The following is a 26,029-nucleotide window of genomic DNA, read 5'->3' on the forward strand; positions in this document are numbered from 1 at the left end:
CTCTTTAAATCAAGCTCAAAACAGAATGCAAAAAAACACATTTATCGTCGTCCTTATCTTCTTTATATTTTTTGTAATTTCTTTTCTGAGTAATATTCTTGGACCCATTATACCTGATATTCTAAATAGTTTTGACCTTGGCCTTGGTTTAGCAGGATTTCTACCTTTTTCGTTTTTTGTTTCTTATGGTGTTGCCTCTATACCTGCAGGTGTTTTGGTTGAAAAATATAAGGAAAAGAAGGTGCTGTTGTTGGCATTCTTTCTAGCTTTTATAGGAGCCTTGTTTTTTGCTTTAGTCCCTATTTTTCCTGTGGCATTACTCTCTTTATTCATTATAGGCACAGGTATGGCCATGCTTCAAGTGGTAATTAATCCACTTTTACGAGTTGCTGGCGGCGGAGTTAATTTTGCATTTAATTCGGTTATGGCTCAGTTGTTTTTTGGTGGAGCGTCTTTTCTTAGTCCTATGCTTTATTCTTATTTCGTGAAAAATGTACATGCAGGAGAATCAAGCAATTTTATCATTGAAACTATGAATAAGATAGTGCCACCAGATTTAACTTGGATCTCTTTATACTGGGTATTTGCCATTATCGCATTATTGATGATTTTAATTATAAAATTCATAAAATTCCCAGAGGTGGAGTTGGCAGATGATGAGCGAATTGATACAGGAAAGGCTTTTCGTGAATTGTTGAAAGACAAAAAAGTGATTTTGTTTTTTATAGGTATTTTTTGCTATGTGGGTACTGAACAAGGAATAGCAAATTGGACCTCAAAATTTCTTCAAGAATATCATGGTGTAGATCCGGCTACTTTGGGAGCCAGTGTTATTTCATATTTTTGGGGTTTACTCACAATCGGTTGTTTTTTAGGCCTTTTACTTCTAAAGATTTTTGATAGCCGTAAAGTGTTGATATTCTTTAGTTCAGGTGCTATTATTGCTTTGCTTTTAGGCTTATTCGGGCCACTTAATTGGGCATTGGTTTGTTTTCCACTAACTGGATTCTTTGCTTCTGTCATGTGGTCTATTGTTGTGTCGTTGGCACTTAATTCTGTAGCTAAGCACCATGGTACTTTGTCAGGCATTCTTTGTACTGGAATTGCTGGAGGAGCCTTTGTGCCTTTAATTATTGGCGGTTTGGGCGAACTTGTTGGATTACGTATGGCTATGTTATTTTTGTTGGTAACTTTAGGTTATATCTTAAGTATTGGCTTTTGGGCCAAACCTTTGGTAAATAATTCAACCATTAAAAACTGGAAAGAACTCTTTCATGTATAAAATTATTCTATTGATTGATTTTGCTGAGGAATATAGTAAAGACCTTTTAAGAGGAATTGCTAAATATTCTAAAGAAAATGGTCAATGGATTTTTTGTCGAATGCCGCTTTTTCAGAGAGAAACCATTGGCTTAGATGGCATTTTAGAGTGGGCAAAAGAGTGGGGGGCAAATGGCATCATCGGCCAGCTTTATAACGAGCCTGGTATCGAGAAGTTTATAGAAGCTGGAATTCCAGTTATTGCCCAAGATTTTAAGGAGCGATTTGAGGAAATTCCTAATATAACAGGGGCACACAAAGAGGCGGGCATTATGGGTGCCGATTATTTCCTAAAAAAGGGTTTCAAAAACTTTGCCTTTTATGGCTTTAAAGATATTGTTTGGTCAAGAGAGCGAGCTGAGGGTTTTGAAGAAAAAGTGGTTAAAAGCGGTCATAAAGTGCACTATTTTGAGCATGCCATGGCTCGTTCTTCTGAAGTTTGGTACTACAAGCCTAGTTCACTAAGTCAATGGCTCAAGTCTCTACCAAAACCTATTGCACTCATGGCCTGTGATGATAATCAAGGACAGCATATTACAGAGGCTTGTCGTCATTCGGGTATTAGAATTCCGGAAGAAGTAGCTGTTTTAGGGGTTGATAATGACGAAATGATTTGTTCATTTTCCGATCCACCACTTTCTAGTATTGGGCAAGACACAGAAAAAGGTGGGTATGATACAGCGAGGCTTTTACACCGAATGATGGAAAATGACATAGCAGAACACTATGACATTATAGTAAAACCAACACAGGTTATAACGCGACAATCAACCGATATATACTCTACAAACGATAAACATATAGCTACCTCCTTAATGTATATTCATCAGAATATAGATAAGAAATTACAGGTAGATGATATTGTAAGGCAGGTTCCATTGTCAAGAAGAGCTCTTGAAAAGCGTTTTTTAGCTATGACGGGTTACCCTGTTTATAAATACATCTTTAATTTGAGAATAGAGAAATTGAGCCAGAAATTGCTTGAAACGGATTTAAGCGTTTTTGAGATTGCTCTTGACTTGGGTTTTTCAGATACCAAGAATATTGCAAGACAATTTAAGCAAATCAAAGGTTGTACTCCCAGCGAATATCGGACTCAATTTTTGGCTTAATACTTTGTCAAAGCCTATTTGACTATAACTTTTTCCAGATTGTATCCTTTGATTTTAACTTTAGGTTCTTTGTCTCCAGTGTCCTTCTTATAGCATTTCACCGTTATCGTTTTGCTTTCTTTTGGCAAAATAGATATATAATTGTCTGACCAAAAAACTGGGGTTACAGCCCTTTGCGAATCAGCATTGATTAATTCAGCTTCTATAAAGAATGCAATATCATCGCTTGGGTTTGTTAGTTTGAGCGTTACCTCATATTCATCTCCTATAATGGAAACTTCTTTTGATGCTTCAATTTCAGTTTTTGTCAAATTATTAAGTGCACGGAAATCTGCATATTGCTTTTGCGGCGTATAAAACCAGTAACGCTGATTCCAGTCCATTTCATCACCTTTCGTAGCCAGCCAATAGAAATTATCTGCAATCAGTTCTCCTGATTCATTTTTAAGTTTTAAATCTAAAAAATACACTTGATTTTCACCTTCAAGTTCAGGGATTTTGAGGGCGTTTAAAGTACTATTAGTAGCCAAATCTGCAGTGATAGTTTTTTCAAAAACCACTTTAGAATTTGAGTCAAAAAGTTTCACATCAGCCGTGACATTTTGCACATCCGTTTGGGTATCATTACTCAGGTGTATAGTCTGGTCAAAATAATTATACATAACAGACACTGGATTTGCAGCCTTTTTGGTGCCATAATAAGCTCCTGTTGGCATTAAATAATAATCATACAGCTGCCAATAGAATTCTGGCCATGGCGAGTTTAACATCCATTGCACCACACCCGTTGAGGTAGGTCTATTCATTACATGCGACTCAAACATTGGTCTAATGGCCTCATAATTCATTATCTGTGCCTTAAAAGCAAGGTCTTCAAGGTCTTTTGGTTCGCCAAGTTTGGCATAAAGAGCTTTGAGATAAACGCCCATGGTATTGAAATCTTTTCGTCCAGAATGGAAGTTCCAGATTTCGTTTTCTGCAGGCCAGAGTTTATCTGCGGGTATCATCTTCTTAATAGCATCAATAGGAGGGATTTGTGGCCCAGGACCAACCTCAGAATTAAAGCCATAAGCTCCACCGAGCTCTTTGTCCTCGTACCAATATACGGGTGGTACATATTCGTAAGGCCCATTCATTTTCATTCCAGATTTTCCGGTAAGGTCACTGTCAAAATCACCTGCAGATACCAAAAATGGTCTTGTTGGGTCGTATTGCTCTAAGGTTTGTAAGTACCTTTTCTCTAATGAAGGTGCTGGCATGGCATCGCTTCCACCTGCCCAAGTAAATATACTAGGGTGATTTCGTAGCCATTTTACTTGGTCTCTAAAATAGTCTGATAGTAAGGTTTCTTCATCAGGGCTAAGTTTGACACCATATTTGGCCACATCTTCATTTATTGGCAAGTTTTCGTCGCCTTCGCTTTTCTCCAATACTTCGCCAAGGTAATCAGGCCATTCCCACTGACAGCTCCAGCCCACCATTAACAGTATGCCATTTTCATCACATAGGTCATAGATGTGCTGATTGTTACCCCAAACTCCTTCAAACCGAAGAGAGTTTAGATTCATTTCTTTCACATACCTAATTTGTGCAGCATCTTTTTCAGGCATGTATCTTAGGAATAAATCATCTACCCAGCCGCCGCTTTTTATGAGTACTTCTCTACCATTTACTTTATATCCACGAACATTTTTATCGTTCAGATATGTCTCTATTTTTCGAATGCCAAATTTGGTGTTTTCTACATCTTGCGTTACGACATTGTCGGTCAATTTCATTTCTAAAGCATACATATTTGGCTCTCCAAGTCCGTTTGGCCACCAAAGCCTCGGATTGCTTATGTTTAGTTGTTCAAATTCTTCTGGACTAAACTTTATTTCAGTTTTTTCATGCGGCTGAAGTGTTAATACTTTTTTGAACGAGATGTTTTCAATTGTACCATGCAGTTCTACTTTTTTAATTTCATCGCTGTGGTTACTAACTTCTGTACTTATAGTTACAGAGGCTTTACTTAAATCGGAGGTGTTTACATCTGGTGCCACAAAGCTGGCATCAATAGATACTTTTCCAGAGCGTTTTAGTCTTATTTCTCTGAAAATACCCATGTAATGGTCCGGTGGAGTAGGAGCCCAGTCTACAAAACCCATATAGAAATCGCGTACTTGTGGTGGGAATATTTCTACTAAAAGTATGTTCTCACCTGATTTAGCTTGTCCAGAAATATCTAATTCAAACTGTCTAAATGCTCCAAATAGAGAGTCTTTATGGGCTATTTCTTTACCGTTTAACCAGAAATTGGCTCTATAGTTTATCCCGTCAATCAGCAGCTTTAAATGTTCCGTTTTATTGTCAAAGTCATCCAAGTTAAACAAGTTTCTAAACCACCATGATGATTCAAATTGTTTTGATGGCACTTTAGCCAAATTATCACCCATGAAAATATCAGGATATTTGCCAGCATCCACCAAGGCTCCCATTACGGTATTAGGCACGGTAGTTTTAGTCCACTTTTCTACATCAATGGTACTTGAAGATAGTGTTTCGCCATTAGCTGATATTTCAGTAGTGGGTGCTATAGTCCAGCCTTGATTCAATATCGTTTCCCCAATTTTTTTATTGGAACTACAACTGAAAATGGCAAAACTAATTAGGAGTAGAGAAAGTGAACGAAGTGTATTTTTCATGATGATTGTATATAGCAATATAGAAGATTACTCTAAACTACTATCAATGGGCTATTTGAATCTGCTTTTTTAATTTGGGAATAGCCTAAAGTCGACGTCAACTAGTATTAAGAATAGGAAACTAGTAAATATTTATAGCAGATGAAAGATAAGAAATTGTGGTTTAGTATGCTTTTAGTGGGCATGTCCTTAGGAACGGCATGGGCTATTCGAGGTCAATTTGGACATGAGCAAGGTGCAGCCTGGGCAGGAGCTATTGGTTCTTTAAGCATTTTGTTGGTAGCCAAACGAGAAGATTGGCTTTCTAAAGCTTTCTCTGTTACACTTGCTGGAGCTGTAGGCTGGGGTTTAGGAGGAATGATGAGTTACGGAATGGTGGTGGGTTATGGACGTGCTAATGATTTTATTAATGTCTTTTATGGTCTATCGATGCTATTCGTCATTGGTGGTCTTTATGGCTTTATAGGCGGTGGATTTTTCGGTTTTGCACTTCTAAATCCTAAAAAAACGAAGGTAGAGTGGCCTAGGTTGATTGTGGAAATGGTGGTAAGTGGCCTTATTTTCTATTTTTTCATGATAGAACAGTTTGGCTGGAATATGACACCGCCAAGAGCAGAACATTGGGCTATTTGTTTCGGATTAGCTGTTGCACTTAGTACACATCTCATCAGAAATAAGCAGTATGCACCATTGCGAGTTGCGGTTTTTGCTAGTTTAGGTGGTGGTTTTGGCTTCGCCTTTGGTAATTTTCTTCATGTGTTAGGTCGTGTATCAGAAATAGATTTTAATTTCTGGAATGTAATGGAGTACTCCTTGGGCTTTTTTGGTGGACTAGGCATGTCTTATGGAGCTTTTACAGCTACATGGGAAACAAATGAAGAAGAGGAACTTGGGAATACTGAATTGCTATCATTATTAGGTGTATCGTTGCTTATTCCATTTATAGTTTGGCAACAATCTTTTACGTCTGACCGTATCGGTTCTATGCTTGAAAAAGTCAATTTTTCAAATTTGAGTTTAGGAGTCAATATTACTCTGTGGTTTTCTTTAGTCTTGATTTTAGCCTTTTCGGTGCTATCTTATAGAAGAATTAAAGCTTTAAATTCAGGCAAGTTTCCGTACGCAGAAATCAAGATTTTCTTTGTAGGTCTTTTTGCCATTTATATTGTCTTTTCTTGGCTTATCACTGGAGCATTTCTGAGTACTTATCGGATAGAGCAATACCTCTATTTGGTCAATTTTGTTGTCATTGTTTTACTCATCAACAGAGCTGCGGTCTCTTTTGATAATAGCAATACAAATCAGCTTAGTATGATTAATGTGAAAAGTTGGTTTTACGGACTTATTGGCGTCACCATTTTGATTGCCCTACTGGCCGTTGTTGCTATAAATACGCATGGGGAATTAGATCATTCTCAAAAGAGATTTGGAAAGGTGGAAACAAGTGTGAAATCTGAATAAACATTATGGCTTAAAGCCTGATTTTATTTAAGACAGATTTTCATACAGCAAATATTAGATGGGGGATAAGCCCTAATAAAAAGATATTATCGCTTTATATATTAAACACCTTTCAAAGTTTAGATGACGTGTTTTAAGTACTATTTTCCTCTATAAATAAAAGACCCGTAAGAATGTATTTTTACATCTTTACGGGTCTCTAGCTTATTTATTTGGGGGCTTAATGCTGCTTTAATTGGAGGGTGGTCAGATTAAATTAATAATGTGAGAGACATGTTTGAAAAGTTTATTCTGGAAGTTCGTCGTTAATAAACTTTTTAGTAATATTCTCAGCCAGAAGTTGATTGAAATATTTTTCAAGTACTTCGGCATATTCTTCAGACATTTCTGTATCTCCAATATTGGCCAGCAACTCTTTCAATTCCTCCTTAGAGATATTGTTTTTGATGAGTTTATCAATTAAATATGCTGGACGTGACGGTGTCATTTCTTGTGTATTTTATTCAAAAGCCTTCACAGGGCTGTTACAAAACTTTCTTACCATCAGTTACAAACACACGCGTGCTAACCGTATAGGTACCACCAGTTGGACCTTTGTATTTCATATCAACATAAAATGCTTGAAATCCTTTTTTAGGATATGCTTGGGTCAACTGGATATTTGGTAATTCTTTGAGCTTGATATTTTTGCTCATCCATAAATTATTTCTAAAGTCTTGGTCACTTGAAGTGGTATGCCACAGTGTTGCCCCAACTAGGTCATCTTGGGCTGGATTTACCAATAATTCAACACCATTACTTGTATTGTTTGTGGTCCATGTGCTCACAGGATATGTTTTGTCCACAATTGTGCTTGAAAAAAATGCTCTTAAAGCTTCAAAGGCTTGTTTACCACCACCAAGATCATGGCCGGCATTTGGCACATAGTGAATCATATTTTTGCCTGGAATTTCACCAAAATAATGTTTAATGGCATCCGCAGTCCAATAAGGGTCATTGGTTCCAATGAAAATCATTTTTGGCACTGTCATGTCTTTACGGTAAGAAAAAGGGTCTATCATAGTGGAAAGAGCCTTGCCATCTTCCGTTTCGGTTCCCTGTGGAATTCCTAATTTCACGTAATCTTCAATTTCAGCACTGTATTCGCCATAAGTGGTGTATTGATAATTTAAAGTAGCTGGCATGTTGAGCATATCTATCACCATTGGAGCAATGGCTTTCACGCGTTTGTCGTCAATTGCGGAAGTTAACCAAGTGGTCCAGCCTCTTTTTGAAGCTCCTGCGATGACAAAATTGTTGACATCAAAATTTACTTTTTGTTTCGAAAATTCCTGTATTGCATCCATACTCCTAGTGGCAGATTTTACCATAGGAAACAATAGTGGCCATGAGTAATCTTTATCTTCTTTAAACTGGTGAAAGGTGTATGAAATTAGAGCATCTTCTTTCAAGTTTCCATAAAGTGGTTGGTTTGGTACTTGCCTAATAAGAGCTACTACCGCTTTGCTCTTTAAAGCAGTTTGTGCTAAAGGCATCCAGAGACCATCTGAATTAGTCCAGTTCGGTTGTTCTTCTTTGTTTGAGCCACCAGTAATAAAGAGTAAGGCTCCGTCGTAAAGTCTATCTTTAGGAATAAATATAGTTAGCTGATGTCGCCATGTATATTCTCGCCATTTCTGTGAGGTTAGAAGTAGATGATATGCTGTCACATTACCTAAAACAGTAGAGTCTTTTAACTCCCAGTCATAGGTTTTGTCACCATTGTTGATATAACTTTTTAATGCTGTTTCAGGTGTGATTATTTGGGCGTAAATAGTATTGCTAATAGTTGTTATTAGCAATAAACTAAGTACAAGTTTTAGAACACTCTTTTTCATTTATAAGGATTTTAAGAGATTATTTCGATTGAGGTTTCGGACTTTCTTTTATTAACTCTAGGGCTTGATTGATGTATATATCACCAGTCATTTCGCCCAAACTTGTTTTGCTGACATACTGATATCTTTTAAAACTATTAAAATCTTCTTTTGTCAGAATATAGCCAAATGCATCATTTGCCAAACCAAAGAGAAAAGGATATTCGGTCGGCATTTTACGTTTCAAATAAAAACCAATGTTAGGTAAAGCCTCACCAGGTATGGTGAGAATTTGAGCAGGACCGATGTTGATTAAATTTACTTGGGTTTGAACATGGTTTTCTTTGGCAAATGAGTAATTCAGAGGTGAGTTCTTCAGAATAAACTGCATTATTTCAGACTCTATCGGTATTTCTAATTGTTTAGAGACACTAAATAGCGATGGGTTTTCAAGGAGAGCTGCGTCTTCAACGATTCTGAGGGACTCATCGGCTAACAGTTGACCAATTCTAATGCACTCTTGCCAAGTATTGGCTTCTTTTCCATTTCCTAAACGAGTGTCGGCAGTTACCATTCCGCCCTGTGCTCCATTTAAGAATATGGCCATTCCACCACCTTTACTCTCTATTCTATCATAAAGGGGACCGCATAAGTCAGGACTGAGAATGCCTCTACCTGAACCTAATACCTCTGGATGAATGGCATAATTTACTAAAGTTGCTATTTTTTGACCTTTGTTTTTGCCCGTAGTTGCAATGGCCTGAATTACGCCACAACGTGGATCATAAAGTTCAGGAGCATAGTAATTATAAGCAATTTTGCCTTTGGCTTCGCCTACAGCAATTTTTAAAGAAGCGGGTTCAAGATTCTTGACGGCCTCATTTACAGCATCCGCTATTTGTGTAACACACCAGTCCAGATATTCTAAATCAGCATAAGATGTACCTGTTTCGTCTGGAAAACCATAAGCATCTGGTGCACTGTGTGTATGAGTTGCGGCTATGATTATATTTTCTGGTAAGATGTCTTTAATTAAAGCACGAGATTTATCACCTAATACTGAAGCCCATCCTAGGTTATCTACACTTACAATCGCTATACGGTTTTTACCGTTTTCTAGCACTAGGGCTCTTGCAAAAAGGTCTCCTCTTTTTTCGGTAGCGGGCTTGGGTTTTCCAATTCCACCAGATACTGGCAATAATGGGTTTGGTGTGATGATTCTCTTAGCAGCTCCTACTTGAAGTGATTGAGCAAATACTCCGAAGGATAAAAAGGTGAGGGCGAACAAAAAAGCGTAGAAAACGGCTTTTTTAGGGAAATAGATAAACATAGAAAAGTAATAATAAGGTGGAATGTATTCTGACTTAATACAGCTTTGATTTTAAAAATTGGTAGCTTCAATCATATCCACTACCAATTTTATAATCAATCAAATTTTCGGATTTAAAGGTAACAACATGGTATTACCAAGGTTTACCTGTCCCTTGATTAAGCCAAGGTTTAGACCAAGCACTATTCTTTCCATCTGCTTGAGAGAAATTTGTGACCTCTAATTTATCTAAAGCAGCACTGGCATTTGCACTATTGATATTTATTTCATCTTGCATGTAATAAAAACGCAATGGTAAAGCTTGTCTTTTAGCAGCTGGACCCGCCTTAAGTGCAGGAAGTCCTGTTCTTCTAAAATCAAACCACGCTTCGGTGGCCGCTGTCCAACTCGATATCCATTTTTGTTCCATAATTTGCTCCAAAGAACCATTATAGGCTACACCCTCATTTGCGAGGTAAGTATCAGAGGAGTTTCCTACACCCCAAGTGTTCATTGAGGCTTTCACACCAGCTTCATACATTGCCTTGGTGTCTCCAGTAGCCCATCCTTTTAATGAAGCCTCTGCCAAGATAAAATTAACCTCTGCAGCTGATATTAATCTAGCTTTTAACAATGGGCCAGACGCTTGCTCATACATGCTGTTTAGGAAGGATACATGCGGGTTGAAAGATGTTTGACCTGGCGTTGGGTTAAGATTATATGCCGACGGTAATGCCGAAAAACTTGGTGGCAAGCCAACATATTCAGGGTCGGTATCTAAAATAGTATTTCCAACTTTATCTGGCGAAAGTAATCGCTTTCCATCTACTATTTCGTCAGTTCCTGCAGGTAAGGTTTCGTCTACTACCAAAGGTACTTGCACTTTATTGGCCCATACGGCTATTCTTGGGTCTTCAAGGTTTTGTAGGGTCTCCACTAACGTAGATGCCATTTTTATTCTACGATAGTTACTTCCACTCGCATCATAAACTGTATTTGCTGGCCATGAAGTTCCGCTACTTGTTCCTGGGAAACTCATTGTGGCATCATCAGAATTTGAAAGAATGATTGGGTACTGGGCTGCGTTTCCAACTATTTTCTCGATTCCAGCTTTAGCCACATCAGGTTTTTTTTCAGAAATTCTCATATAGTATCTTAAAGCTAAAGAGTTGGCCATTTTTCTCCATTTGGCAGGGTCTCCATTATAAAATACATCCACATCACTAACTATACTTGAGTATTCACTTTTTGACTTAGAAAGTAAGGTATTTGCTGTTTCTAAATCGGCTAATATTCCGGTATAAATAACCTCTTGACTATCAAATGCAGGTAAGATATTTTCTGTTCCACCTATTTCTCCTTTTAAGGCATCAGTATAAGGAGCATCAGACCAAAGGTCTGTAATAAGACCAAAATTGAAAGCCTTCATTACCAAAGCTACGCCCTGATGAAACTCAAGGTCTAAAGCCACTGCTCTGTCATAAAACAAGGCATTGTTTCTAAGTATGTCATAATTAGAACTCCAACTTTGGCTAGACCAGTCATAATCATTGTGACCTGATGACCAAGCATCTTTCTGCGTATGCTGTACCACTCCAGCTATGTCCTGATAGCCATAGTTTAAGTAAAGCTTAGCTGTTTCAGTCAAAATTGTTGGCATTATCAGGTTAGGATTCACCAACTCAGGCTGAACACCATTTGGGTTTATATTTACCTCTGTGAGATCTTCACAAGAAAAGAACGAACCCACCAGAATAAATAGAACTATAAGATTCTTATTTTTCATGATTTTTAAAATTTAATGTTTAAAATGTTAGATTCAGTTTAAATCCAACTGGAATTACCCAAGGGGTTACATTGTATCTTTCTATACCTTGCTTAAACTGAGTACCCGCTTGCGAGTTCGCTTGAGGTTGGAAAGCCATTTCTGGGTCTATACCTATATTAGCTGCCGTCCAAAGTATGATGTTTCGGCTATAAATTGAGAACGAAGCATTCTGTAAACCAAGCTTTTCAGTTACGCTTCCTGTGATATCATAAGCAAAAGATATTTCTCTAAGTTTGACAAATGAAGCGTCAAACAAAGCAGCTTTTGTAAAACTCCATGGGTAGTTGTCTCCATATGGTATATATTTAGTACCAGCTCCCCCAAGGTTTTCAGTATAACCCTCTATTTCACCGTTTTCGTTATATGTAGCCAAAACACCAGGATTGAATACAGCATATGGATAAGTGTTTCCACCATATTCGAATGGAAAACCACCGTATTCTGCGGTAGGCCCACCTACAATATTGAAATCATTACCATTAACTATAATCATGTCATTTTCATTGGCAACCAAATAGTCACGAAGAGCATCACCCGTCATACCATTAGGATTAATAAGGTTGTCTAAGAATCTTTGAGATTTAAGATCTGATTCCCCGTATCTATATGTTTGAGAAACAAAATCACCACCACTTCTCCAGTCAAAAGTCATATTTAAACTCAATTTCTTATATGTCAATGACGTTTGCATTCCTAAAATGAAATCAGGATTGAAATTTCCGATTTTCGTTTTAGTATTATTGGCATTAATGTCCTGCCATGAGCCATCTGAGTCTAATATAGGGTAACCATAATAAGGAGAAGACTTATCTTTAACAGTAACTAACTCACGGTCATAAATATCACCTATTTCTTCACCCACATAAGTCCAAGCTCCACCTTTTGCATCTGTCCATAAGGTGTAGAAATCTAAACCTTCAGAAAGACTCTTGATAGTAGTTGAGTTTTTGTAGAAATTGGTTGTCAAATCTAGTCTCCAGCCATTTCTTTCAAAAGGAGTACCTCCTAAAGTCAACTCCAGACCTTTACTAACTAATAAACCGGCATTGATGTTTTTAGACGTATAACCCGTTGAAGAAGGTAGTTTAGTTGGGATAATCTGGTTTCGGTTATCTACTCTATAGTACGTTCCAGAGAACCTAAGTTTATTTCTAAACATGGTAAGATCTACACCAACTTCATATGAAGTAGAAATCTCAGGCTTCAAATCAGGTAAAAGGATAGTACCTGATTTTGATAATCTAGTAATACCGCCCCAAGCTTCATTGTTGTCCAATGTATTTATTAAAGCATATGGGTTGGTGTCATTTCCTACTTGTGCCACACCACCTCTCAGTTTCAACATATTTATGGCATTTGATGAAATAGGGAAGAGTTCGTTAACAAGTACACTCAATGAGGCCGATGGATAGAAATATGATCTGTTTTCTACCGGTAGTGTACTTGACCAGTCATTTCTAGCTGTCAAATCCAAATAGATCATATCCTTGAAACCAAAATTTGCAATTCCATAAGCACTGTAAACCACTTTATTCAAGAAACTACTCGCATAAGTCAAGTTAGATGGTGCAATGTTTTGCAATGTATATAGCCCAGGTATTACCAATCCTGTTTCGTTTCTGCTGGCATTACTTACATCAGTAAATTTAGAATTACGAGCGTTACCCCCTGCCGAAACTGATAGTGAGAAATTCTCTAAGCTCTTATTGTAAGTTGCTAATACGTCAATATTTCTTTCGTATCTGCCCAAGTTTATCAATCCATAGGCTCCACGTTGTTCTTCAGTGTAGCTAGCTCCAATTTTGGTTTCTCTGGTTTCTTTGTAAGTATCTAGAGCATACCTAGCCATCAGGTTGATATTTGATGTTAATTGATAGTCAATTTTCATATTACCAAATAGTCTATTCCTTTCAAATGCATTATTAACTTCGTTAGCCAAAAAGTAAGGATTGTTGAAGTTGCCAATTGACTGTGATCTTTGTTGAAGCCCCTCTTGCCCAGGAACCCAATAATCTTTAAGTTCTAAAATGTTAATATGCGGCGATACGGCATAAGCCCATTGGAGCGGATTAGAGCCTCTTTCACTAGCTGGACGATTGTTTGAGTTGTTTCTGCTGAAATCCAAAGCAGTGCTCAAACGAAGCTTTTTACTAACATTTATGGTAGTATTCAAAGCCAATGAGTTTTTGAAGAGATCTGAGTTCGGAATAATTCCTCTGTTGGCCATGTTTGAATATGATAGTCTATAATTCATCACATCATTACTATTCGCCAGCGAGATACCGTTTGTAGTTGTAATCCCAGTTTGAACAAAATTTTCAACATTATTAGGATAAGAAACCAAAGGAGACGGAACAGGGTTACCGTTGGCATCTAAAGGGCTATTCCATTGAATTGCATTATTTCCAATGTCCAGTTCAGGACCTGCTCCTCCAGCAGAACCTTCATCAATATATAGCACACCACCTGGGTAAGGGTTATTGTCCGGAGTAAAAGGTAAAATACCTGTAGCAAATTGTGAATGCATATCCAAAAACTTGTAAGGCTTGTCAAAAACAGTGTTTGTGGTTACATTAACTGTCATTTTACCGTTTTTTGAACCATTTTTTGTAGTGATAATCACCACACCATTACCTGCTCTAGAGCCATATAATGCCGCAGCACTAGGACCTTTCAGAACAGATATACTCTCAATGTTGTCAGGGTTTAAATCTGATATAGCATTTCCGTAATCTACTCTGTTGTCCTGACCAATTTGGCTCACATTATTAAGGGTATTAATAATTGGAACACCATCAATCACAAATAGAGGTTGATTGTCGCTAGAAAGTGATTTGGCACCACGGATTACCATACTTACAGATGAGCCAGTAGCACCTGTGGAATTGATACTAACACCAGCTACTTTACCAGACATACCATTTAGCACATTCTCGGTGGTAACTCGGTTCATATCTTCTCCGTCTACTTTGGCAACAGAATAACCAAGAGACTTTTCTTCTCTCTTGATTCCAAGAGCAGTCACCACCACCTCATTTAGTGTGGAAGAGTTTTGCGACAGTGAAACGTTAATTACGCTACGAGTTCCAACCGGTATCTCTATGGGATTATAACCCACAAAGGAAAAAATCAGAACGGAGTTGGCATTATCGACGTCAATCGAATAAGTTCCGCTCGCATTTGAGGTGGTACCTTTGAATGTACCTTTCAACACCACGTTTACACCAGGAATAATAGAGCCGTCTTCTTCGGCTGTAATTGTACCGGTAACTGTCTGGGCCTGTGCCAGAACAGGTGAAAAACAAAGTCCAACTATTACGGTCGTAATAAATAAACGCCGTAACATACGATGATAAGTAGAGCGTAGTTCCATATTGTTTATGTTTTAGAATTGATTATACTCTTAATACTTTTCTAGTAAAAAAAAAGGCTATTCAATATTATTTTAAAAATAATAAATATTCATATTTTGTCATTAGTCGCAGTTATTTATGCCTTTAAAGGCGAAGAGGAGCCACAAAGTACTTGTAGTGAAGTATTAAAATACTTTAGATATAACTCAAAATCAGAGTTGCTATAACAAAATTTTGAAGTAACGGTACAGTGTAGATGTTCTATTCCAAATACCATTAAGAAGTTTAAAGACCTATTATTTTTAGGCTTATAATAGTCTAATCACAAAAAGGTTTTGGAACCTTTAATAGGCAGATGACATGTCAATATTTAATCTTAAATATTGTTTTGCCTTAACTAGTTGATTTTTAACCGTATTCTTTGAAATTCGCATTATCTCAGCTATTTCCTTGTATGATTTCCCTTCCTCTAAAATCAGCTGTAAGATCCTTTTTCGTTTTGTGGGAAGCGTAGTTATTGCAGAAAGCAGCATGTCTATTTTTATTTCTTCTACATCAACATCCGTTTCCTGGCTTTCTTTTACTTTTATCAAATACTGGGCAAGCATTTGCTCGTTTTTGTCAATTTTTTTCAAATGATCAAAAGCCATGTTTTTTAAGCAAGTATAAAGGTAGGCATTGAAGTTTAATTCAGGATTGATTTGGTCTCTCCGATGCCAAATCTTCACAAATACCTCTTGGAGCATGTTTTCGGCTTCCTCATTGTCTTTTACAATAGAGGTTATAAACCGTAACCCAGGTTCTCTGTAGTAATCATATAATTGTGTAAATGCCTTAGAATCGCCTTTGGCAACTTTCTGAATTATTTCATTTAATGTTTCCATGATAGCTAGAGATTATAGTAAAGATTTACTCGAATTATCTAAAAAAAACAGCAAATATGAATATTCTAGAATTTACAGTTTTACTTCTTTGTCAATATTATAATACCAAATAAATTATATTGTTGATGACAGAATTATATGTAATTCCTAAACTTTCAAATGATGCTTAGATAAATTCTGTAATAAATTTGCAGCATTTCTGATAATAAACATTCGCATATTGCGTAATTAATTCCTCATTTTACGCAAATGACCTGAACTATCAACTTTTATCGAGGAAACCAGATTGATTCCTTTATATAAGAAGCTATTTCTTGATATTATCTTAACTGAATCAAAACTTAATGGTGTTGATGGAAGCCTAGTCAAAACATTTTAAGCTTTTATAACCACATGTAATTAAGCGAAATCCATATTAAATAATCAATGAATAGTACCAAATCTCATAAGTGAAGTATTAATTTATATTTGTAGACGTAACCTTAGCAAAATGAATTATAGTAAAAGTTGGATTTTAATCTTGTTATTCTTGACTTCTGGGGTCGCTATTTCTCAGGAAGTTATTACTGAGGGAAAGGGACTAGTTAGTTCAAACCTAATTTTTACTCCTCAGGCTAAGCATGTACATAGCAGCAGCATTGTAGATTTACCGAATGGCGATTTTTTAGCGGTGTGGTTTTATGGAAGTGGAGAACGTAAGTCTGACGATGTACAATTAATGGGGGCTAGGCTAATAAAAGGTGAAACGGAATGGAGCGAACCTTTCAAAATGGCAGACACTCCAAATATTCCTGATTGTAATCCCGTACTTTTTTTGAATCAAGACAAAAAACTATTCTTAGTTTGGATAGCTGTTCAGGCCAATAAATGGGAACAGTCTATATTAAGGTATAAAACCACCATAGATTACCTTAAACCAGGACCTCCAAATTGGACTTGGCAAGACAATATATTACTAAAGCCTAGCGATGATTTTGCAAAAGAAGTTGTGAACAAATTCAAAGAGCAACCAGATGGGGGCAAGGGGTGGTCAGAATATGCACCCAAATACGATGAAATGATAATAGAAGCCAGTGAAGACATCACTAAAAGGAGTATTGGCTGGATGACCAGAATCAAACCTTTGGTTATGGATAATGGCAGAATAGTGCTGCCTTTGTACTCTGATGGTTACAATATGTCTATGATGGCTATTTCTGACGACAAAGGCACTACATGGAGGCCAAGTTTGCCTTTGGTGGGTCGCGGGCCTATTCAGCCTGCTTTGGTTCAGAAAAAGAATAAAAACTTGGTGGCTTTTTTACGTGACAGTGGTGATTATCCTCCTAGGGTACATCTTAGTGAATCTTCAGACCTTGGAGAGACTTGGTCTATGAGTGTAAAAACTAACATTCCAAATACAGCAAGTGTAGAAATTCTTGCTCTATCTGATGGACGTTGGGCTTTTATTGGGAATGATTTACCTGATGGTAGAAATAGATTAGTACTGTTTTTGTCGGACGATGAGGGCAAAACATGGAAATGGAAAACCAGCCTAGAAAATGTAGAGCCAGACAATGGTGGCTTTTCTTATCCTAGCTTAATACAATCATCTGATGGTTTATTGCACATTACATACTCGCATCATTTACCAAATGATAATAAGTCTATTAAATACGTAGTAATAGACCCAGCTAAAATTTAAATACCTTTTACTTAATCTAATGAAGCATCATTATTTGTTCAAAGCAAAAGTGTTTTAAAACCTTATCAAATATTTTATTGCAAACCTTTCAAATAGTTTATTAAATTCCTCTAGTTTTGGAACATGAAAAATAAATCATCTTATACGACTGTCTCTAAGCCATATTCTGTAAAGAATATTTGGAACAATTGTATGTAAGGATGATATAAAAATATTGTTATAGTTTTTATTTAATCCAGCCCATCAGCTGGATTTCTTAGTTTTTAGACCATGTTAAAAAAATCAGTAGACTTATACTTAGAAGCTTTTAGAGGACTTTCAAAAGAGGTTTGGTGGCTTGCTTTGGTTACTTTCATAAATAGGGCTGGAACCATGGTTTTACCTTTTCTTTCAAAATACTTGAAAGAAGATTTACACTTCACATACGGTGAGGTAGGTTGGATTATGGTCTTTTTTGGGCTGGGTTCCTTTGTGGGGGCTTGGTTAGGCGGAAAATTAACTGATAAAATAGGCTTTTATAAAGTGATGATTTGGAGCTTTTTATCGGCTGGTGTAGTTTTCGTTTTGATTCAGTACGTCCAGAGCTTTTGGGGCTTGTGTTTTGTAATATTCCTTGCCATGACTTTGGCAGATATGTTTAGACCAGCCATATTTGTATCTTTAAATACTTACAGCAAGCCTGAAAACAGAACAAGGTCGCTTACATTAATAAGGCTTGCCATAAACTTAGGTTTTGTTATTGGACCTTCTGTTGCAGGCCTAATTATCATTGCACAGGGTTACAGTTTGTTATTTTGGATAGATGGTTTAACCTGTATTGTCTCTATTCTGTTGTTTACATTATTAGTAAAAGAGCGTAAAGCTCCAAACAAGACCAAGGAAGAGATAAAACTACTAAAAGCTGGTGCTGCTGTATTTAAGGATAAAGCCTACTGGATATTTTTAGCAATTAGTTTTTTGATAGGCGTCGTTTTCTTTCAAATTTTCACCACGTTACCCATTTATCATCATGAGCAGTTTGGGCTAACCGAATTCCAGACAGGCCTGTTGTTTTTTCTAAATGGTTTTATAATAATCGTTTTTGAAATGCCGATGGTAAACTGGATTGAGAAAAAGAAAATACCTGAGGTCAAACTTATATATATCAGCTCTATTTTAATGATGCTGGGCTTTGCTGTTCTTATATATCAAGCATGGGTAGGTATTCTAATCATTAGCATGGTACTCATAACCTTGGCTGAAATGGTGGGCTTTCCGTATACCAATGCTTTTGCCATGAAAAGGGCAAAGTCAGGAAACGAGGGACGTTACATGGCCTTGTATTCTATGGCCTTTGCTTTAGCCCATATTGTGAGTCCAAAACTAGGTTTAGATTTTATAGCTCTTTATGGCTATCAGGCAAACTTTATTTTAATATCAGTAATGGGTTTAGTCTCTATAGGGCTTTGTCTATGGCTAAGAAGAACTTTAGAAAATGAAAAAGCTCTGGAGTTAAGTAACTAGCAGTTTTCTGATTCCTTTTTACTACGAGCGTCTCCTAGCAAAGAACCTCTTTTAAAAGCCTTACAAGCAGCAGGAGTATTTCCTGCTGCCTGTTGAGCCTTTCCTATGTAAAAATAAATAAACTCAACTTCCGGATTGCTCTCTTCTACCTTATTGAAAATCTTGATTGCGGCCGAGTTTTCTTCGTTTTTCATTTTCAAGACAGCTGAATTCCGTAAAGCGTACGGATTTTCAGGAAACAGTTTCAAAGCTTGTTCTATATATTCTGAAGCCTGCTTGCTGTCTCCGTTTTCTAAGAGATTAAGAGCATGAGTATTGATAAATGTAATTTCATTTGGCTGTTCCTTAATCGCCTTTTGAGAGTATATCAAAGCTTCGTTCCATTCACCTAGCTGAGCATAAGTGGCACTTAAATTATTTAGAGCAAATGCAAAGTTCGATTTCTCAGAAATGACACTTAAGAACATTTCTTTGGCTTCTTCATAGTTATTTTGCAGATAAAAAGCATAACCTAAATTAGTCTTAGTTTCTAGGTTACTTGGAGCAATATTTAGCGACCTTTCAAAATCAGCAACAGCATTACTTGGGTTAAAAGTTTGAAGGTAGAACTTGCCGCGTAAATCTAGAAACTGGGCAGAATCAGCATAAGCCTCAGCCAATTGATTTAATAAGTTTTCGCAGGTCTTATTTTCACCAAGTAGGAGTGAGGCATGAGCTAAGTTTAGTTTCGCTTGACCAAAACTATCATCTAGTTCCACTGCTTTTCTATAATCGTTTCTCGCCTTATCTATGTTACCTAATTTCTCAAAACATAAACCTCGGTTATTATAAGCATCGGCAAAGTCTGGCACCTTTTCTATAGCCTCTGTAAAAAGCTCCATGGCTCTTTCCGTTTCATTTTTTTTGAAATGAAAGTTGCCCCGTTCAAAGAACTCCGCTGCTTCTGTCTTATTTTTGTTGCCGCAGGCTAAAATTATAGATGCCAAAACCATAAAAGAAGCCATTTTAAAGCTCTTTTCAATAATATTCATACTTATGCGATTTGTCAAAGAAATTCCTAATGCTTACTGTAAAACGTCCTTATACATGTTTAACAACAAATATATCATAAAGTTTGAAGCAGGGCTTTTAGAACAGGTCTATAAAGTTTCAGAAATGGATGTAAGTGGAGATGAAGAAGTTTTAGAAATGATGACCGACGCCTTTTATGCAAAGGTTATTCAGCGTTTTAAAGACATGGCAGAGGATTTTGGTAATTTATTGGAATACTAATAAACCGAATCGATAGCATTTTGGTCATAAGTGAGTTTGATATCGAAATAGGCATATATTTGTTGATTCACTTTATTCCAATCATTAAAAAAGTAGAAACCTTTGAAAAAACTTCTCTTAATTATATCTACGTTTTTCTTTACTAATTGTAATTCTCAAAACAAATTCGATTTGGATGAGATGTTGAGAACAGAGCCAGATTATATAGTTGTTATGAAAATTGCAGCCCATATAAACCAAAAATCAAACCATGGAGAAGAAATGGAAAAACTTAACCCTTCCCAAAGAATGTTGATAATTGTGGAGAACCTAGAAAGCGAAATTAATAACGGTGGATTTGACCAATTCTACTTGAATTCAAGTGGCGACTATGCCAATGAAACTGTCGATATTTTAAATAAGATAGGAGCAATAAAAACCGCTAAAATAGTAAAACAAGCCAATGATGAATTCCCGAATGGCATTGTTCCAAAGGAAAGAGGCAAAAGATTAGAAATATTAGGTTCAATTAGTAACGAGACATCTGAAAAATGGAATAAACTAGATTATATCTTTTATGGACAAAATAAAGATTTTGAAGAAATTGATATAGATAATTTACCCGCCCTACTGATTGAGTTTATAAAATTGAACAAATCGGACTTTGAAAATTAATAAAATTCTTATCGTCTAATTTTAAAACATAGTTAAACCATTCCTGAAAATATTAAAAGGCTCATGAAACTTAATTCACGAGCCTTTTGAATGAAGAATTTAGAAAATTACTTTCCTACAAATTTCTGATACGCCTTTTCTTGTTCTTTGTTCATTTTGGTCATTTTTTCTAAAGAGTAAGACTTTCTCTCGTCTTTCTGAAGGTCAATGGTAAATTCCATTTCTACCCCATGTCTGTTTACCACTACTACCATTTTCTCTCCCACATTTTTAGATAGAAGAGCATTCGCAAAGTTGATATCTTTATTACCATCAATGCTTACTACTTGGTCGTTTACACTTAATCCAGAGTGGTAAGCACTTCCTTCGCTACTCATTCTGTAAATCATGCCTCTTCGTTCAGTAATACCTAAATATGGCTTTTCTCTATCCTCGTTATTGTCAATTACCTTAAGACCTACTCCTTTATAAATTTGCTCATAATCTGGTCTTTCAGTTCCTGAAACATAGTTTTTAAAGAAATAATCTAAGCTACCACCATGAATTTCTTCTACAGCCATTTGAAACTCTGCATCAGTATATCCACGACCTAAGGCTTTGTAATATTTGTTATAAAGTAACTTCATAACATCATCTAAAGATTTTTCAGCTTTAGTATTTGCTATAATCTTAGCATTTAAAAGAGCCGCTAAAACACCGCCTTTTCCATAATATGAAATTCTGGTATTGTTTGAGTTCTCGCTTGGTCTGTAATATTTAATCCAAGCATCCCATGAAGCTTCCGTTACCGCTTGTATTCTATTTCCCGGCGTACTTTCTGCACTTGATAATGCACCTGCCACAGCTTTAACTACATCTTCATCATTTATAAGACCAGCTCTATTCAGAATAATTTCCTCATAAAAACTAGTAAAACCTTCTGCCACCCACAGCATGTGTGTGTAGTTTTCATTTTCATAATCAAACGGTCCTAAAGCCACCGGTCTAATTCTTTTTACATTCCATAAATGGAAATATTCATGAGCCAACAGGCCAAAAAGACCGATATAAGCTCTTTCAGAACTATAAGCAAAAGGAGAAGTTTGACAAGTAGTAGAATGCAAATGCTCCAAACCACCACCTATTCCTGGCTGATGATGCACTATAAATAAATAGTTTTCTAAAGGAGTTTCTCCTACTACAGTCTCCGCTGCTATAACCAAGCTTTTATAATCCTTTATCAGTTTTTCTTTGTCATAATTTAATGGAGAAGAGCTATACATGGCAATTCTGTAAGGAATTCCTAGAGCTTCAAACTCTAAAACTTCATGGTTCCCAATTTCAATTGGGCTATCTACCAGTGTATCAAAATCCTTTACTAAGAAAGTGTTTTTTGATGTCTCTGGAAGAGCTGTAGAAATAGTAGACCATTTCTCATAAGGATAAATTTTAAGGTCTGCCTGACTTTTCATTAATTCAGGAACAAACATAAAAATGCTAGCTCCATTTAAATAACCATGACTGGCGTCAATAAAGGAAGTCCTAACGGTCAAATCAAAGGCATAAACCTTATAACTGATTTTTACATCTTCAATTTGGTCAATATCAATCTCCCAAGTGTTTTTGTTAACCTTTCTAAAATTCAAAGGTTTATTTTGACCATCAGTAGCTTGAAAATTTTCAACATTTCCAGCATACTCTCTTACTAAATATGAACCAGGAGTCCAGACAGGCATCTTTACTAAAAGACGTCTTTTATCAATAATCTTCGGATTGGTTAAAACATTGTTTATTGTCATACCCACTTCAAAAAAGTGAGTTTCTGGCTCAGGCATTCTTAATTCATAAGAAATGGACTTAGTATCTTGTGCATTTGAAATGAAACTCACTGCAGATAATACTATCGCAATCAGCATACTAAAGGCTATTTTTCTTCTCCTCATAAATATTATATAGTTGATTTTTAATTGTTGAAATATTAAGATTACAATTTTAAGCAAAAGCTTACGTTAAAACGGTAATATCAGCAAGAAAACTTAAAACCAAAAAAAGCTGCATATTGAGAGACATCTTTCCTAAATTTGGTTTTTAACACTATCACAGAATTCGCTTTTCAATGAAAAAAATCTTTTTGATTGCTTTTTCTTGTATTCTATACACCCCTCTAGTTTTTTCTCAAAACACTTTAAGTTATACAGAAACTGAAGCCCATTATAATGCTGGGGTTGAGTTATTTGAGAAAAAGGCCTACTCGGCAGCTAGAAAAGAGTTCAAGAATTACGTCGACCTATCTTCAGGTTCTATTAATCCAAATAAATTCAACATCGCCAATGCCGAGTATTACTCAGCTGTTTCGGCTTTGTACACTAATTCCCTTGATGCCGATATTGAGGTGCACAGGTTTGTGCTTAATCATAGTGAGCATCCTAAGGCTAAAATCATTTTTAGCGACTTGGGCGAAAATTTCTACGAAAAAGGTGATTATGCCAAAGCCGTAGAATATTTGTCAAAGGCTATTGAGTTTAGGCAAGATAACATTGCTATTTATGAGCTTAGGTTTAAGCTTGGCGTAGCTTATTATCAAATGGGAGACTACAATAAGGCTTTGACAGAATTTAACTATGTCAAAAGAACTGTGGCCGAAAATGCCATTAATGCTGCATACTATGCCGCGGTTATAAATTTTCAAAATGAGAACTTTGACGATGCATTAGTTGACCTTCATAGAGTTGAAAATGTAAATCCTTATAAAATTGAGGTTCCTAACTGGATTGGTCAAATTCTTTACAGACAAGAAAAGTATGATGAACTTTTGGCGTACGCCGAACCTATAATCGCAAATCCGAATGGAAGAAAAACGGATGAGATTTGTATGGTGGCTGCAGAAGTTTTGTTTTTTAAAGACGAATTTGAGAAGGCAGCCCAGTATTATGACCGTTTTAAGGTTTTAAGAAGAGGTACTGTAGACCCACAGCTAACTTTCCGTCATGGTTACAGTCTTTACAAAACAGAACAACATGAGAAAGCCATTCAGGTTTTCAAACTAATTGCAGACAGAGAAGACGAACTGGGTCAGCAAGCCGCATATTATTTAGGAATTTCAGCATTAAGTACCGGCGATTTGAATTCTGCCATGGCTGCTTTTGATTTTGCAAGAAAGACAGATTTCGATTTAGAAATTAAAGAGGAAGCTACTTATAACTATATCAAAGTTCAAATAGAGCAGAATAATAACGAGACTGCGATCACTTCATTAAGAGACTATGTGACGGCTTATCCAAACGGAAAATACATTGATGAGGCCAACGAACTCATGAGTGAAGTTCTTTTTGAAACCAATGATTACGAAAAGGCTATTGGTTACATAGAAAACCTAAAGAGAACAACACCAAAAATTGATGAGGCTTATCAGAAACTTTGTTACGCTCAAGCTGTAATTGATTATAACGGAGAGAATTTTGAAAAAGCAATCACTTACTTTGAAAAAGCAATAAGTAAACCTGTTGATAGAACCCTGGTCCAAAATGCTAAGTTTTGGAAAGCTGAATCAGCCTATGCGGCAGATAAACCAAATGTAGAGTCGCTGTATAAAGAAATTACTTCTAGTGGTACTAGAGAGCAAAAAAACAAGAGCCTTTACAGTTTAGGTTACATCTATTATAATAATGAGCAGTACGGACAGGCTTTAAATTATTTCAAAGACTTTTTATCTTCTTCAAGCTCTGCCGAATCACAACAGAGTAGGGAAGATGCACAGTTACGAATAGCGGACTGTTACTTAATCCGTAAAGATTTCAGAAATGCCTTAAATAGCTATAATGAAGCTTTAGAGAAAAACAGAGCAGATAAAGACTATGCTTTATTCCAAAAAGGAATAACACTAAGCTTTATGGGAAGAAAAAGCGAAGCTCAAAGCACTTTTGACCAGTTTGCTAGAATTCATGAGAACTCAAGACTTTTTGATGATGCTCTTTTTGAAAGAGGAAATCTTGAATTAGAAAAGAATGACTATTTATCTGCCATCACCACGCTTTCTGAAATGTTAAGAAAACGACCAAGGTCTGTTTTGGTACCATTTGCTTTATTAAAGAGAGCTTTGGCGTACGGTAATGTTGAAAATTATGATAAAGCCGTTTCTGATTATAAAATTCTAATTAATAGATTTGGAAACCATGAAACCGCTAACGAAGCTTTAATAGGCCTTAGAGATATCATGAACCTTACTGGTAGAAGCGAAGACTTTGCAGATATAGCTGATGAATACCAAAAGAATAACCCGGGTAGCTCTTCTGCCGTGGCACTTCAGTATGATGCTGCAAAGAACCTTTATTATACCGAAAAGTATTCTGCAGCCATTCCAGCGTTAAAACGTTTTATTCAAAACAATCCTACAAACGCCAATGTCAAAGAAGCGAGGTATTTAATAGCAGAATCATACTATTTTTCTGATGACAATAAAAGTGCCTTACCATATTTTAAAGACGTAGCGGAAGATGGTCAGTCACAGTGGGCAGCCAAAGCTGCGGTAAGAGCAGCCAACATTCAGTTTGATGCTGGTGACTACAGAAACGCCGTGAGCGACTTCCAAAATGTATTAAGCTCTAGTGATAGCAAAAGAGACCAAGTGGCAGCATGGGAAGGTTTGTTCCAGTCTTACTATTATTTAGGAGACTATGAGAACTCTATTAAATACTGTCGTGATGCCATTTCAGATGGAGGCGGTGTAGTTATTGGAATTAAAAATAAGGCGGAACTTTATATAGGTAAATGCCATTTAAAGCGTCGTGATTTTACATCAGCCAAAGCACAGTTTGAAAAAGTTATAGGCATGGATAAAGACGTAAATGGGGCAGAGGCCAAATACTTACTTGGTGAGATACTATACGAGTCAGGTAAGTATGAAGATGCCATCAAAGAGATGCAATCTTTGGCTCAAGACTTTGGTGATTATGTGACTTGGTATGAGAAAGCCTTCTTATTAATAGCAGACTCTTATGTAGGCCAAAAGGATTATTTCATGGCAAAAGCTACCCTGAACTCTATTGTAGAAAATTCAGGTAATCCTGAAACAGTAGATATAGCTAAAGCCAAACTTAAAAACGTTCCTAAATAATTAGAATTTAAGCAAAA

Annotated in this window: 17 protein-coding genes; 8 read left to right on the top strand and 9 right to left on the bottom strand. The window is 36.4% G+C overall.

All coding sequences use genetic code 11. The annotated features are described in order from the left end of the window. Positions 1–25 precede the first annotated feature (25 nt). Together AC0L6O_RS12385 and AC0L6O_RS12390 are read left to right on the top strand one after the other, a co-directional pair. Entirely contained in the window at positions 26–1,282 is a 1,257-nt protein-coding gene (locus tag AC0L6O_RS12385; protein ID WP_473302737.1) for an MFS transporter, read from the top strand. Beyond that, positions 1,275–2,432: a XylR family transcriptional regulator gene (locus AC0L6O_RS12390; protein WP_473302738.1), complete on the top strand. Its 1,158-nt coding sequence runs from the start codon at positions 1,275–1,277 to the stop codon at positions 2,430–2,432. The genes AC0L6O_RS12385 and AC0L6O_RS12390 overlap by 8 nt, the downstream gene beginning before the upstream one ends. 14 nt (positions 2,433–2,446) lie before the next feature. On the opposite strand, the gene AC0L6O_RS12395 is transcribed toward AC0L6O_RS12390, so the two are convergent. Next, entirely contained in the window at positions 2,447–5,116 is a 2,670-nt protein-coding gene (locus tag AC0L6O_RS12395; RefSeq protein ID WP_473302740.1) for a glycosyl hydrolase 2 galactose-binding domain-containing protein, read from the bottom strand. Positions 5,117–5,257: 141 nt separating this feature from the next. Here AC0L6O_RS12395 and AC0L6O_RS12400 point away from each other — a divergent pair, with 141 nt between their 5' ends. Continuing rightward, positions 5,258–6,577 (top strand): hypothetical protein, encoded by a 1,320-nt coding sequence (locus tag AC0L6O_RS12400; protein WP_473302742.1) that lies wholly within the window; start codon positions 5,258–5,260, stop codon positions 6,575–6,577. A 286-nt stretch (positions 6,578–6,863) separates the two neighbouring features. Here the strand turns inward: AC0L6O_RS12400 and AC0L6O_RS12405 are convergent, their stop codons facing one another. From AC0L6O_RS12405 to AC0L6O_RS12430, 6 genes are all read right to left on the bottom strand, one after another. Beyond that, on the bottom strand, positions 6,864–7,064 hold the full coding sequence (locus AC0L6O_RS12405; protein ID WP_473302743.1) for a hypothetical protein: 201 nt from the start codon (positions 7,062–7,064) through the stop codon (positions 6,864–6,866). 37 nt (positions 7,065–7,101) lie between these two features. Next, positions 7,102–8,454 (bottom strand): PhoPQ-activated pathogenicity-related family protein, encoded by a 1,353-nt coding sequence (locus AC0L6O_RS12410; RefSeq protein ID WP_473302744.1) that lies wholly within the window; start codon positions 8,452–8,454, stop codon positions 7,102–7,104. A 19-nt stretch (positions 8,455–8,473) separates the two neighbouring features. Continuing rightward, positions 8,474–9,763, bottom strand: a complete 1,290-nt coding sequence (locus tag AC0L6O_RS12415; RefSeq protein ID WP_473302745.1) for a hypothetical protein — start codon at positions 9,761–9,763, stop codon at positions 8,474–8,476. Positions 9,764–9,896: 133 nt separating this feature from the next. After that, positions 9,897–11,528, bottom strand: coding sequence for a SusD/RagB family nutrient-binding outer membrane lipoprotein (locus tag AC0L6O_RS12420; protein ID WP_473302746.1), 1,632 nt, complete (start codon positions 11,526–11,528; stop codon positions 9,897–9,899). Between the two features lie 19 nt (positions 11,529–11,547). Continuing rightward, positions 11,548–14,943, bottom strand: a complete 3,396-nt coding sequence (locus tag AC0L6O_RS12425; RefSeq protein WP_473302747.1) for a SusC/RagA family TonB-linked outer membrane protein — start codon at positions 14,941–14,943, stop codon at positions 11,548–11,550. 324 nt (positions 14,944–15,267) lie between these two features. Then, complete coding sequence (locus AC0L6O_RS12430) at positions 15,268–15,807, bottom strand: RNA polymerase sigma factor (RefSeq protein ID WP_473302749.1); 540 nt, start codon at positions 15,805–15,807, stop codon at positions 15,268–15,270. Between the two features lie 490 nt (positions 15,808–16,297). Between AC0L6O_RS12430 and AC0L6O_RS12435 the strand changes: the two genes are divergently transcribed. Together AC0L6O_RS12435 and AC0L6O_RS12440 are read left to right on the top strand one after the other, a co-directional pair. Then, positions 16,298–17,491, top strand: coding sequence for a sialidase family protein (locus tag AC0L6O_RS12435; protein WP_473302751.1), 1,194 nt, complete (start codon positions 16,298–16,300; stop codon positions 17,489–17,491). 270 nt (positions 17,492–17,761) lie between these two features. Next, the gene (locus AC0L6O_RS12440) at positions 17,762–18,994 is read left to right on the top strand and encodes an MDR family MFS transporter (protein ID WP_473302753.1); all 1,233 of its coding nucleotides are present in this window, start codon (positions 17,762–17,764) and stop codon (positions 18,992–18,994) included. Here AC0L6O_RS12440 and AC0L6O_RS12445 read toward each other — a convergent pair. Further along, entirely contained in the window at positions 18,991–20,025 is a 1,035-nt protein-coding gene (locus AC0L6O_RS12445) for a tetratricopeptide repeat protein (RefSeq protein WP_473302755.1), read from the bottom strand. The genes AC0L6O_RS12440 and AC0L6O_RS12445 overlap by 4 nt on opposite strands. A 4-nt stretch (positions 20,026–20,029) precedes the next feature. Between AC0L6O_RS12445 and AC0L6O_RS12450 the strand changes: the two genes are divergently transcribed. Together AC0L6O_RS12450 and AC0L6O_RS12455 are read left to right on the top strand one after the other, a co-directional pair. Further along, positions 20,030–20,266, top strand: coding sequence for a hypothetical protein (locus tag AC0L6O_RS12450; protein ID WP_473302757.1), 237 nt, complete (start codon positions 20,030–20,032; stop codon positions 20,264–20,266). Between the two features lie 102 nt (positions 20,267–20,368). Beyond that, on the top strand, positions 20,369–20,920 hold the full coding sequence (locus AC0L6O_RS12455; protein WP_473302759.1) for a DMP19 family protein: 552 nt from the start codon (positions 20,369–20,371) through the stop codon (positions 20,918–20,920). 107 nt (positions 20,921–21,027) lie between these two features. Here the strand turns inward: AC0L6O_RS12455 and AC0L6O_RS12460 are convergent, their stop codons facing one another. After that, on the bottom strand, positions 21,028–22,842 hold the full coding sequence (locus AC0L6O_RS12460) for a M61 family metallopeptidase (protein ID WP_473302760.1): 1,815 nt from the start codon (positions 22,840–22,842) through the stop codon (positions 21,028–21,030). A gap of 173 nt (positions 22,843–23,015) precedes the next feature. On the opposite strand from AC0L6O_RS12460, the gene AC0L6O_RS12465 reads away from it, so the two are divergent. Next, entirely contained in the window at positions 23,016–26,012 is a 2,997-nt protein-coding gene (locus AC0L6O_RS12465; RefSeq protein ID WP_473302761.1) for a tetratricopeptide repeat protein, read from the top strand. The last annotated feature ends 17 nt before the right edge of the window (positions 26,013–26,029 follow it).

The sequence above is a fragment of the Arcticibacterium sp. GJ41-1 genome, from assembly GCF_055808875.1.